The organism is Shewanella sp. POL2 (assembly GCF_000282755.1).
Taxonomy (GTDB): Bacteria; Pseudomonadota; Gammaproteobacteria; order Enterobacterales; family Shewanellaceae; genus Shewanella; species Shewanella xiamenensis.
In genome coordinates this window covers 1-12,362 of the sequence record NZ_AKZL01000113.1, presented here as the reverse complement: position 1 = coordinate 12,362, position 12,362 = coordinate 1, and the positions used below count along the sequence as shown (strand labels likewise).

Genomic DNA, 12,362 nt, shown 5'->3' with positions numbered 1-12,362 from the left:
ACAATCACCAGTGCTTGCCGAAGGCGGCAACCTGAAAGTCGCCAGCTTTAACGTACTGAACTACTTTAATGGCGATGGACAGGGCGGAGGTTTCCCGACTGCGCGTGGTGCCAATACCTTGAGTGAGTTTGAGCGTCAAAAAGCGAAGATTGTCAGCGCTATGGTGGGGATCAGTGCCGATGTGTTTGGTCTGATGGAAATCGAGAACGATGGCTTTGGCGCCAACTCGGCGATTGCCGATCTCGTGGCGGGCCTCAATGCCGCCGTGGGTGAAAATCGCTATGCTTATGTTATTCCAAAGGTCAATGGCAGCAGCTTAAGTGCGATAGGTACGGATGCGATTACCGTCGGTTTAATTTATCGCAGTGACAAAGTGAGCCCTCAGGGTGATGCGCGTATTTTATCAAGTGCTAACTCTCCCTTAGATGACGCCGCGCAGCCGCTGTTCGACGACAGCAAAAACCGCCCTATGTTGACTCAAGCCTTCGCGCTAAACGGCAGTGAGGAGAGTGTAGTCGTTGCGGTTAATCACTTGAAATCTAAAGGCAGTGAGTGTGCTGGCGATCCAGATATGAACGATGGTCAAGGCAACTGCAATATTACCCGTAGTCGCGCAGCAACGGCGGCAGGGCAGTGGATTGCCGCGCAGTATCCTGAGCAAGGTGTACTGCTGATTGGTGACTTAAACTCCTACGCTAAGGAAGACCCGCTGATGGCATTGGCTAACGCTGGCTTTAGTGAGTTGTTCGCCAAACTTGAAAAAGCTAATCCTTATTCCTATGTATTCTCGGGTGAATCGGGACAGTTAGACCATGCGCTCGCGAATGCTGCGTTAGTGGATAAAGTCCTAGATGTGACTGAGTGGCATATCAATACCGACGAGCCACGGGTGTTAGATTACAACGAAGAGTTTAAGACCCCTGCGCAGGTGCAAGACTTGTACGCTAGTGATGCTTATCGATCATCTGATCATGATCCTGTAGTGATTTCACTCTTGCTCAAAGCTGAAAAAGTCGCCCCTGAAGCCAGCTTCACTCAGGTTGTGAATGGTGCGAGTGTGCAATTGAGGTCAACCGCCATTGATAGCGACGGTCAAATCGTTTCTACTCAGTGGGACTTTGGCGATAATAGTCAAGGTATTGGAGAGGCGGTATCACACACTTATGTGCAAAGTGGTGATTATCTAGTGACGTTAACCGTAACGGACAATGACGGCTTAAGCCATAGCAGCTCGCAAATGGTGTCAGTGGTGGTTGAAAATGTGAAGAAACCACCCGTTGCGCAAATTCAGCGCATCAATCTATGGCTGGTCGATATGTTTATTTCGACTAGCTATGACACCGATGGGGTTATTAAGCAGCATAAGTGGAAGTTTGATAATGGCACCCGCGCCAACGGTCCTGTAGTACTGCGTCTGGCGCGCCGCGGAGAGCATACCGTCGAATTAACCGTTAAAGATAATGATAAATTAACGGATACGACGACACTGACGTACCGTTAAGCGTTAGCCTCTTTCTTTAAATATCAAAAGCCTGCTGTTGCAGGCTTTTTACTTTGATTCACTTACTTAATTCATCACTTACTTAATTCATCACTTACTTAATTGACTATATTAACTGGCTATATTAACGGACTATAGCGTGCTTGAAATTCAAGCTAAGTCGCTGTAAGTACATCCTCGCTTAAGCTAAGATGACGCCACTTATGGATTTTTACTCACAGGGAGCACACTCATCGCAATGAATGCAGACACCTTGGCGTACCTCAATCAGTATCAATTAACCTCAGTGATGAACCTGACTAAATGGCGTAAGCTTGAGCAGGCACTCCATGAGTCGCCGGACTTTGTTCCCCATGTGCGTTATAAGCTGCTGGAGGATGAAGGGCCAAGCCCTGGTTTTACGCCAGTATGGTGGGACGAGTTACTCGCAATTAGCGAGAGGATTGAGTGGCTTGAAATTGATCCGCTGAAAAGAGAGCACCGCGGCAGATTGCTGCCGGAAAAGACCACGGATTTTACAGATTATATTGAGGCGCAACTGCATAAGTATCGGCTTCCCTACAGTAAAGAAGCTCAAGGGATCAGGATTTGGGGCTATCTACGCCCCGATGCAACCATGCCTGTATTTGTTATTGCGGCTGGTGGCGAGACGATAAAGGAAGCGTAAGCAAATTCAGACGACAGATAAAAAACAGGGCGCTAATTGATTAGCGCCCCGCTAAGGATTACAGCACGATATAAAGCGGCCAGCCGAGTAGGCCGACGAGTCCTTCTTTATGCTCGAATCTTTCTAAACGCTCAGGTGAGGCGTCATTGAGCAGCAGCTCACGGTAGCTTTTTGCAAAATGCAGTGTCCGCAGCAATGCTGGCGCAAAGTTTTTCCCCAGATCTTTACCGATAGTCTCTGCCAGCTCTGCGGGGAGTTCCGCCAAGGCTTTTTGAGTTTGCTGCTCGATATACTCAAGGCTAAACCATTCGTCCTGTAAGCTGATTTTGGCAATGCGCTTTTTCAGATCTTGTCTGACTTTGGCATTATCAAACAACATTCGATACAGCACGGCTTCGGCCAATACGCTCTCCAGATTTAAGAAATCCAAAGGATCGTAGCTGGTTTGGGCATAAAATTGAGCCATAAGCGCCGCAATCGATTGCTGACGTTGGTGCTCGACTAATGCATCCTGGTAGGCCTCATAGCCCAGCCACTCTTCGGCATCTGGCGGCGTAGAGACTTGTTCCAGTAAGAATTTATCTACATCACCATAGAGTGATTTGCCATTGACCAGCTTATGTTTGCTCACCACGCTGAGCATGCTCCAACCCTTTTGGAAGCATTTGACCACACCATCTGCGGTGAGCAATAAACGCAATGCCTGTTGTTGATCTTTATTCGATAGTTCCATTAACCCGAGACTAACGACGCCAATCACATCGTGCGCCGCTTGTTCCAGTAAGTGCATCTTGTACTTGTTGTAGAACTTATCTGCCAATTTGAGGCTCATCAAAATGGCTTTAGATTTGATTTGTGCGAGCTGCTCACCGCTAAGGGTGTTGTCTGCTTGGCCTTTGGCCAACACCTTACTCAGGTATGGGCCTTGGTCTAAATCACGCAGTACCAGTTGCATCTAGGGATCCTTAATCTAAAAAGCTAAACATATCATCCACTTCTGCGTATTCATCCGTGACTTGGTTTTTCTCTTTGGCTTGGATAACTAATTCATTAACGAATTTGTTAATGATCATTTCCCAGCCAGAGCTTTCGTTACGCAGCAGGTTTTTAATGGCTTTTTCTACATCGGGTGCCAGCTCATGGATTAATGCCATCAGACTACGTGGGTCATCTAGGCTTAAGCTATGGGCTTCTTCGCTGGCGACACGGCTGTCATAGCCGACGGTATCAGTATCTTCTTCATCGTCATAATAATCGTTGAAGTGGTCTTCATCGTCGTGGCGTTCGCCCAGCATCATCTCGATAAAAGGGATAGACAGATAGAAGAGGCCGGCGGGATCTTCGGCAATGCACTCTAAAATAGCGGTTTGCTTTTCTTCGCTATCTTGAATACGAATTAAATAAGTTAAAAAATCAAAGGTATGCTGAATGAGTTCTTCGGCATTGTTTTTGATTTTTTCTTCCCAATACAAAGGTTGCTGACAGACGATGTCGCGAATTTGCTCAGGTGTCATCAGCTCCGACATAATTGACGGGCAGGAGATATCGTGGTGACTGTTGATTTGCGTCAGTGTCACAATATCCATTTTTTCAATGACTTCGACTAATTGCTCATCGTTCATTGTGGTGGCGATGAGTTCGAAACGTTTACTGGCCTGTTTTGGCTCGACATCGGCGAGCTCTTTAATCTCGGCAACGGTTATCTCAATGAGACTGGTGTTCATTAGCGGTCCTCATCATCGTACTGATCGTAATAGCCATCTTCCTCTTCGCCGTCATCATCGTCGTCATCGGAATAGTCGGCGTAATCACTGTCTTCGTCTTCAAAATCATCGTCAGCACTGCGTTTAGGGGCTGGCGTACTTTTGCCTTGGTTTTCCAATAAGTACAGCACGGCGCAGCTTTCAATCAGTAAATCCTCTGAGTAAGCGCGCACCGCTAGCACTAATGGCAAATCGGCATTGTTAAAGCCGATTGTGACCTTAAATTCATCCCACTCAGGTTGCGTTGCCGTATTGATCCAATGGGCCCATTTGAGCTTGGCATCACTTGGAAATTTGACTCGGCCATAGAGTGCAACCGGCAAATACTCGGGTACCGACTCGAGCATTTTAGGATCGGCTTGTAATACTTTTTTGATTTGACTAGTAAATTGCTCCAGTGCCTTGGGCGTATCCGGGTCATCATAGGACTCGATATTGTCGTAGGCATTGGTCTTAAGCTCATTAATGCGTGAGATATTCAGTTTTTTGGCCATGGGTTTGTCTCGAAATAAAGCGCAGAAATAATTTATTCGGCGTAGAAAGTGCGGATTTAACCGCTCGTTAATTCGGCGCTAAAAATAAAATATTAAGGGTAGAACTGATCCCATAATTCACGCATAGCGCCATTCGGATCCGTCACTATCACATTGTTGAAATCTCGGATAAACGCATTTCTAAGCTTCGGATCGGACAAGACTTCATACGCTTTTTTGACGCGTTCAAGTTGCTGTGACGCTTGCTTTTTTTCGTCATCAGAGGCACCTAACAACTTATCGGGATGGTATTTGTTTGAGAGCCGACGATAGGCTTTTTTTATGTCGTCTTCTTTGGCGCTAGGTTTGATACCAAGCACACTAAAGTGGTTAATCATATTTGTACCTGCAGGCGATGGATTGGTATCGCAAGATAAAGCTTGAGTGCTGATTATCTGCCAATTTGTGGAATTATGATTAGTCAGCGACGGATCATAGCAGAAATGCGTGTTGGGCGGCAAACGACTATGGCTGCATTTAGAGCGAAAAATGAATACTAAACTGGGGTTTGTGAAGATCGGCAACCGCAAAGGCAATCGGCAATAAGTGGCTAAGACTAAGTTGGTACAAATATCAGCTAACACTGCAATTTTTCTGCGAGTTAATGCCTCCGTTTTTATCAGTCATTTCAGGATATCACTAAAGTAATTCGATAAACGATTCGAGTAAATCAAGCCAAACTCAGTACGATAAATTTCGGACACAAAAAAACCAGCTCATGCTGGTCTGGTCGTTATCATTGTCAAATTGGTTGCGGGAGCTGGATTTGAACTAACGACCTTCGCCTGTTGTTTATAAGGGGCTGAGCCCGACGAGCTGGCATATTGCAACTCTATAGATAAATTTCGGGTACAAAAAAACCAGCTGATGCTGGTCTGGTCGTTATCATTGTTAAATTGGTTGCGGGAGCCGGATTTGAACCAACGACCTTCGCCTGTTGTTTATAAGGGGCTGAGCCCGACAAGCTAGCATGGTGAAACTCAGTACGATAAATTTCGGACACAAAAAACCAGCTGATGCTGGTCTGGTCGTTATCATTGTTAAATTGGTTGCGGGAGCTGGATTTGAACCAACGACCTTCGGGTTATGAGCCCGACGAGCTACCATGCTGCTCCATCCCGCGTCCGAGTAACGCTGCTGATACTGTTTTAATTCTGTCATCTTAGAATTGGTTGCGGGAGCCGGATTTGAACCGACGGCCTTCACCGTTGTTTATAAAGAGTTGAGCCCGACGAGCTATTTCTTTTTATAAACGTATACATCTAAATTGGTTGCGGGAGCTGGATTTGAACCAACGACCTTCGGGTTATGAGCCCGACGAGCTACCATGCTGCTCCATCCCGCGTCCGATATCTAGTCTGTATTACTTATATTTGCTTTAAATGGTTGCGGGAGCTGGATTTGAACCAACGACCTTCGGGTTATGAGCCCGACGAGCTACCATGCTGCTCCATCCCGCGTCCGTCTTCAAAGCGGGGCAGACTATAACGGCAGCGCTGTGGCATTGCAAGGAGGAATTCTAAAAAAGCGGACGAATGCTTAAATATAAAGCGTAGTGCGGGGAATTTACCCAGTATTGACCGTGATATCGGATTTTAATGGGTTAAATGTGGATTAACTACCTGACTAAATCGAGTTTTGGCTAATAACTGTTTATCTTTTATGTGGCTTCGCAGGTATAATGTCGGTTTGATTTTGACTGCGTATTGATTATCCCATGCTTAATTTTTTTGCTGCCGCCCCTAAGGGCTTTGAATATAGCTTAGCCCAAGAACTGACAGAATTTGGTGCGACCGAGATTAAAGAAAGTGTAGCCGGTGTCTATTTTACCGCGCCTCTGGCTTTAGCCTATCGCATTACCCTGTGGACGCGTTTAGCCAGCCGTATTGTACTGGTAATCTATAAGGGCCCCTGTGAGTCGGCGGAGCAATTATATAATGCAGCCTACTGCATTGATTGGTCAGCACATTTCTCTAATCGCAACACCTTTAGTATCGATTTCCATGGCACGGGTGGTTTTATTAACAATACCCAGTTTGGTGCGCTAAAGATTAAAGATGCGATTGTTGACCGTTTCCGTGATGACGGTGATGCCCGTCCAAACGTCGCCCGTATCGATGCCGACATTAAAGTTGATGCCCATTTTCGCAATGGGGTCATTACCATTGCGATGAATTTTTCTGGCCCATCACTGCACCAACGTGGTTACCGTTCAACCACGGGTGAAGCGCCTTTAAAAGAAAATCTCGCGGCGAATATGCTGGTTCGCAGTGGCTGGAAAGCCGCGCCGACTACTTTACTCGATCCCTTCTGTGGTAGCGGTACAGTGTTGATTGAAGCGGCTTTGATGGCCGCCGATATTGCTCCGGGTTTACAACGCAGCCGTTTTGGTTTCGAACATTGGCGTCGTCACGATAAGGCCACTTGGCACGAAATTGTCGAAGAAGCTAAAGCGCGTGCATCGTTAGGAGTAAAGCGCTGCGAAGTGAAGTTCTATGGCTCCGATATCGACTCACGCTTAGTGGCGTTAGCAAAACGCAACGCGCAAAATGCAGGCGTACTTGAATTAATTGAGTTTAAAGTGGCAAATGCCCTTAATATTGAGCCGCCAGCGGCTGAAGGTTACCTCATCACCAACCCTCCTTACGGTGAGCGTTTAGGCAGTGTGTCTGAGCTGTTGCAGCTGTACTATCAATTAGGCGATAAATTCAAAAAAGAATTTGGTGGCTGGAAAGTGGCCATGCTGTGTAGCGATATCGAGCTTATCTCGGCATTGAAACTCAAAGCCGATAAACAGATGAAAATGTTTAACGGTGCGTTAGAGTGCGCTTTTAACTTATACACGCTTCACGCGCAGAGTACTCGCCGCGATACGCCAGTGTTGCCAGAGGGTGTCGATATTGCCGATATCGCGCCTGCTTTTGCTAACCGTGTAAAGAAAAACGCTAAGCAATTTGAGAAGTGGGCCCAAAAAGAGGGGATTGATAGTTATCGCCTCTATGATGCCGACATTCCTGAATATAACGTCGCAGTCGATAAGTATCTTGATTATGTTGTGGTACAAGAATACATGGCACCAGCCAGTATTCCTGAGGCCGTCACTAAACGTCGTTTAAGTGATGTGCTGCTGGCTTTGCCTGCGGCCATTGGCGTTAATCCACACAAAATCATTATGAAGACCCGCGAGCGTCAAAAGGGCACTAACCAATATCAAAAGTTGGATGAACGTAAGTTAGAGCTTACCACGACGGAATATGGCGCTAAATTTAAGCTAAACCTAACGGGTTATTTAGATACTGGGCTGTTCCTCGATCATCGATTAACTCGCCGTTTAGTGGGGCAAAAATCTAAGGGCCGCCGGGTACTGAATTTGTTCTCTTACACAGGTTCTGCCTCAGTGCATGCTGCATTAGGCGGCGCAAAGTCGGTCACGACGGTTGATATGTCAAACACATACCTTGCTTGGGCGAAAGAGAACTTTGCCCTTAATAATTTGTCTGGCAAACAATATGAATTTGTTCAGGCTGACTGTTTGCAGTGGATCCGTGATTGTAACGAACAATACGATTTAATTTTTATCGATCCGCCCACCTTCTCCAACTCCAAGCGCATGGAAGATTCTTTCGATGTGCAACGTGATCATGTGAATTTACTCGGTATGCTAATCAAGCTGTTAAGTCCAAACGGTGAATTGGTGTTCTCCAACAATAAGCGCAAGTTTAAGATGGACACTGAAACTTTAACCAAAATGAAAATTAAGGTGCAAAACATCGACGACATGACGTTGCCGCTGGATTACAAACGTAATCCTCATATCCATAACACCTGGTTAATTACCCATGCAGATAAATAATGCATTGCAGGCAAGCTATGTGTTGTATCACACCGAAGGTTGCCATTTATGCGAACTGGCGGCGGCATTATTAAATGCCGCCGAGGTGCCCTTTACGGCCATCGATATTTGCGATGATGAAACCCTAGCAGAGCGTTATGGCGTGTCGATTCCTGTGGTTAAAGCCCTGGACGAGCGTTATTTAAGTTGGCCATTTGATGCCACGCAATTACAAGAATTTTTAGGAGCTTAGTTTGAGTCTGGTTCGTATCAATAATGGCTCGTTAGCCTATGGTTACACCCCGCTATTACAACATGCTGATTTTACTATTGAGCGCGGCGAGCGGGTCTGTATTGTTGGCCGTAACGGTGCAGGCAAGTCGAGTCTATTAAAGATTTTATCCGGCGATGTGCTGCTCGATGAAGGTGAATTTAACATCGATGGTAGCGTCACGGTCAGTCGGTTACAGCAAGATCCACCTAAAGCTGAGCAGGGTACGGTTTACGCTTACATTGCTGCAGGTTTAAAAGAAGTCGGTGAAGCTCTAGAGCAATACCATCAATTATCCCACGATGTCGCTTTTGCTGAGCCTGAGCAAATGGAGCGCATGCTCAATCAAATGCAGAAGTTGCAGGAGACGTTAGACCACCATAATGGTTGGCAACTTGACTCGCGGATCAATCAAAATTGTGAGCTTTTGGGGTTAGATCCCGATAAATCTTTAAGTGAATTATCTGGGGGTTGGCAACGTAAAGTGGCACTTGCTCGTGCGTTAGTCAGCGCGCCAGATTTATTGCTACTCGATGAGCCAACCAACCACCTCGATATTGATACTATTGAGTGGCTAGAAAAATTCCTACTGGATTTCCAAGGCGCCATCGTGTTTATCAGCCACGACAGGGGCTTTATTGCTCGCATGGCCACGCGGATTGTGGATTTAGATCGCGGTGTCGTGACGTCATGGCCCGGTAATTATCAAGCCTATCTTGATGGTAAACAAGAATGGCTGCGGGTCGAGGCTGAGAAAAACGCATTATTTGATAAGCGTTTAGCCGAAGAAGAAGTCTGGATCCGCCAAGGTGTTAAGGCGCGTCGCACCCGTAACGAAGGCCGTGTGCGTGCGTTAAAAGCCTTGCGTCAAGAACGCAGTGAGCGCTTGAATCGTCAAGGTAATGCCAAAATGGCGGTGGCCGATACTGAGCGTTCTGGTAAATTGGTCTTTGATGTTAAGGACTTAAACTATAATTTACCTGATAAAAATCTGGTCAAAAACTTCAATACCACAGTGATGCGTGGTGATCGTATTGCGCTTATCGGCCCCAACGGCTGTGGTAAATCGACGTTAATTAAATTATTGATTGAGAAGTTACAACCTCAATCGGGTGAAGTGAAAGTCGGTACTAAGCTCGAAATCGCCTACTTCGACCAATACCGTGAAGCACTGGATCCTGAGCAAACTGTTGAAGATAACGTGGGTGAGGGTAAAAAGACCATCACTATCAATGGTCAAGATCGCCATATTTTAAGTTATTTGCAGGATTTCTTGTTCTCACCAATGCGTGCCAGAACGCCGGTAAAGGCGCTATCAGGCGGAGAGAAAAACCGTTTATTACTGGCGAAGTTACTCATTCGTCCCGCAAACCTTATCATTCTGGACGAACCAACAAACGATCTTGATATTGAGACCCTAGAATTGCTAGAGTCGCTGCTGACTGAATATGAAGGCACGTTATTGCTGGTCAGCCATGACCGGGCGTTTATCGATAATACCGTGACCAGCAGTTGGTGGTATGCCGGTAATGGTCACTGGACTGAGTATGTTGGCGGCTACCAGGATGCTATCGATCAAGGGGCAAAGTTTTATTCTGAGGAACCTAGTCAAGCAAACACGGTCGAAGCTCCTGCGACGGCAAAAAACGCTGAGGTTAAAGTGGCTGAGCCTGCCAAAGCCGCAAAAAAACTGTCCTATAAATTACAGCGTGAGTTAGAGGCAATGCCAGAGTTGATGGAGAAATTAGAGGCCGAAATCCTCGATTTACAAACCACAGTGGCAAGCCCAGATTTTTATAGTCAGACGCAGGATAAAATCAATCAGGTATTGAGCTTGTTAGCGGATAAAGAAAAGCAATTGGAAGTTTGCTTCGAGCGATGGGAAGAGCTTGAGTCACTGAAGTAAACCAATAATAAAAATGGGAATTGAATTAATGAAGTTAAAGTTGGATAAAGCCCTGTCCTTGGTTGCCTTAGGTGTCCTTGGCGTATTGCACAGTGCCCATGCTGCACCAGTCTATGAAATTGTTAACATTGATAATTATGATCTACCACTTGCAGACACCCTCCAAGGTACGCGTAATGGCTACGCTTTAGGTGTTAATGGCAACGATGAACTGGTCGGTATCGCCAAAGGCAAGAAAAAACTCAGTACATCCGATGTTGAGGGTGGTGTGATTGATGTTGAAGATGGTATTGCCTCAGAGGAAACTATCACCTATTCAATTACAGCGGCCATTATTGCGAATAACTTTGCCTTTATCGCTGCGCAAAATGGTGCCACTGGTGCGTGGAAGCCAACCTTTGACAGCATCAATGGTACCACGCCACCAAGTGATTCTTCGGTTGTGAATTCAGTTGATACTTTTTACTACGGCATCAATGATGCGGGTGTGAAAGTTGGCAGCATGACTGCCCCTGAAAAGAAGACAGAAAATACTGCAACCACAGATAATGCAACCGACTATTGGTATTATCGCGATTATGAGTACCGTGGTGTTGCCAAAGTGGGTGACACCGAGATCCCATTACCACCTCCTTATACTCAATATGTTAAGGATGATAAGACTGTAGAGCTCGGTGGTTGGTCAGCGGCAACGGCAGTTAACAATAATAACTTAGTGGTGGGTTATGCTAGCACTAATATCAGCAAGTATGGTGGTGATCGGGTTGCTTACTGTTTAGGTACTGATAACACTTTGCCATTAGATGTGTGTATTCAGCGTGAGCAATATCCTAATACTCAAGGCACGCGTAACATCCAGTACCAAACCCGTGCTTATGTTTGGCAACTAGATAATGGCATTGCTACTGGCACTGAGTTACCGCTAGGATTAACTCCCGCCAGTGACAATACATTGACATTTACTGCACAGGCATTAGGCGTGAATAACGACGGTGTGGTGGCTGGTCGCTCACATGTTTATCGTAACGGTAATACCGATAGATTACGTCAAGATGCGGCCTATTGGACCAAAGATGCAGAGGGTAAATATCAATACCATTGGATCCCAATGGGAGACTCAATTTTGAGCTCTATTGCCTACGATGTAAACGACAATGGAATTGTTGTGGGGAGCTATCGTAGTTATATCCAAGGCTACCAACGCGATAAATTCTTCTATTTTGATATTAATACCCCAGATGTACCTTATGTGACGCCTAATGATTTTGCTGCGACAACCACAGATCTATCTAGCAAAGCGAAGGATATCAATAACAAAGGTCAAGTCGTTGGTTATATTGAAACCACCTATGATAAAGAAAAGCCACGCCCTAAGGCTGGCTTTCTGTATGAGAAATCAACGGGTGAATTCAATAACCTCAATAATTTGCTGACCTGTGAATCTAAAGGTTTTGAAAAGGGGGCTGATGGTAATTGGGCTCGCCATAAGGTTGAAGTTAAGGATGGAACAGGCAAGGTATTAAGCTATAACAGTGATATTCTCATTGTCGAAGCTGCCAGTATAAATGAAGAGGGTACTATTGTTGGTACTGCATTCATTCGCAAGCCTTCATACCAACTCGATAAAGATGGCAACATTATTGTTGGTGAAAATGGCCTACCTCTGTTTGAACTCAGCGGTAATGGTGACCCTGTGACAGCTTATATTCCACGTATGGTTGTGCTTAAACCTACCACTAACGGTGAAGCATGTACCGTAGATGAAAGTACTGATACGGGGAATTATGAACGTAAAGGTGCAGCATCTTTCGCGTGGTTATTAGCCTTACCCTTAGTTTGGTTACGTCGTCGGGTTCGCTAGTTTTTAAGCTTGAATTCAGCTAAAAAAA

At 45.8% G+C, this 12,362-nt stretch carries 10 protein-coding genes and 3 tRNA genes; 6 read left to right on the top strand and 7 right to left on the bottom strand.

Going from position 1 to position 12,362, the window contains the following annotated elements; translation table 11 throughout:
• Together SHEWPOL2_RS19915 and SHEWPOL2_RS19910 are read left to right on the top strand one after the other, a co-directional pair.
• Positions 1-1,501 (top strand): ExeM/NucH family extracellular endonuclease (locus SHEWPOL2_RS19915; protein WP_037430985.1); only part of this gene is annotated, 1,501 nt, incomplete at its 5' end.
• 238 nt (positions 1,502-1,739) lie between these two features.
• Positions 1,740-2,168 (top strand): DUF6678 family protein, encoded by a 429-nt coding sequence (locus tag SHEWPOL2_RS19910; protein ID WP_037430980.1) that lies wholly within the window; start codon positions 1,740-1,742, stop codon positions 2,166-2,168.
• Between the two features lie 58 nt (positions 2,169-2,226).
• Here SHEWPOL2_RS19910 and SHEWPOL2_RS19905 read toward each other — a convergent pair whose 3' ends face one another.
• From SHEWPOL2_RS19905 to SHEWPOL2_RS19870, 7 genes are all read right to left on the bottom strand, one after another.
• Positions 2,227-3,123, bottom strand: a complete 897-nt coding sequence (locus SHEWPOL2_RS19905) for a hypothetical protein (protein WP_037430978.1) — start codon at positions 3,121-3,123, stop codon at positions 2,227-2,229.
• Positions 3,124-3,133: 10 nt separating this feature from the next.
• Complete coding sequence (locus SHEWPOL2_RS19900; protein ID WP_023265328.1) at positions 3,134-3,892, bottom strand: hypothetical protein; 759 nt, start codon at positions 3,890-3,892, stop codon at positions 3,134-3,136.
• Positions 3,892-4,425 (bottom strand): hypothetical protein, encoded by a 534-nt coding sequence (locus SHEWPOL2_RS19895; RefSeq protein ID WP_037430976.1) that lies wholly within the window; start codon positions 4,423-4,425, stop codon positions 3,892-3,894. The genes SHEWPOL2_RS19900 and SHEWPOL2_RS19895 overlap by 1 nt, the downstream gene beginning before the upstream one ends.
• A 92-nt stretch (positions 4,426-4,517) precedes the next feature.
• Positions 4,518-4,802 (bottom strand): J domain-containing protein, encoded by a 285-nt coding sequence (locus tag SHEWPOL2_RS19890; protein ID WP_037430982.1) that lies wholly within the window; start codon positions 4,800-4,802, stop codon positions 4,518-4,520.
• 708 nt (positions 4,803-5,510) lie between these two features.
• Positions 5,511-5,587 (bottom strand) — tRNA-Met (locus SHEWPOL2_RS19880).
• Between the two features lie 145 nt (positions 5,588-5,732).
• Positions 5,733-5,809 (bottom strand) — tRNA-Met (locus SHEWPOL2_RS19875).
• A gap of 38 nt (positions 5,810-5,847) precedes the next feature.
• Positions 5,848-5,924, bottom strand: a tRNA-Met gene (locus tag SHEWPOL2_RS19870).
• A gap of 257 nt (positions 5,925-6,181) precedes the next feature.
• Between SHEWPOL2_RS19870 and rlmKL the strand changes: the two genes are divergently transcribed.
• The 4 genes from rlmKL to SHEWPOL2_RS19850 are packed head-to-tail and all read left to right on the top strand — an operon-like array spanning position 6,182 to position 12,334.
• Positions 6,182-8,317, top strand: coding sequence for a bifunctional 23S rRNA (guanine(2069)-N(7))-methyltransferase RlmK/23S rRNA (guanine(2445)-N(2))-methyltransferase RlmL (gene rlmKL, locus SHEWPOL2_RS19865; protein WP_037430974.1), 2,136 nt, complete (start codon positions 6,182-6,184; stop codon positions 8,315-8,317).
• A complete protein-coding gene (locus SHEWPOL2_RS19860; RefSeq protein WP_037417366.1) occupies positions 8,304-8,549 on the top strand; it encodes a glutaredoxin family protein in 246 nt (81 codons plus the stop codon). Before rlmKL ends, SHEWPOL2_RS19860 begins: the two co-directional genes overlap by 14 nt.
• Before the next feature lies 1 nt (position 8,550).
• Entirely contained in the window at positions 8,551-10,473 is a 1,923-nt protein-coding gene (locus tag SHEWPOL2_RS19855) for an ABC transporter ATP-binding protein (protein WP_037417369.1), read from the top strand.
• A gap of 28 nt (positions 10,474-10,501) precedes the next feature.
• A complete protein-coding gene (locus SHEWPOL2_RS19850; protein WP_037430972.1) occupies positions 10,502-12,334 on the top strand; it encodes a DUF3466 family protein in 1,833 nt (610 codons plus the stop codon).
• Positions 12,335-12,362: the final 28 nt, after the last annotated feature.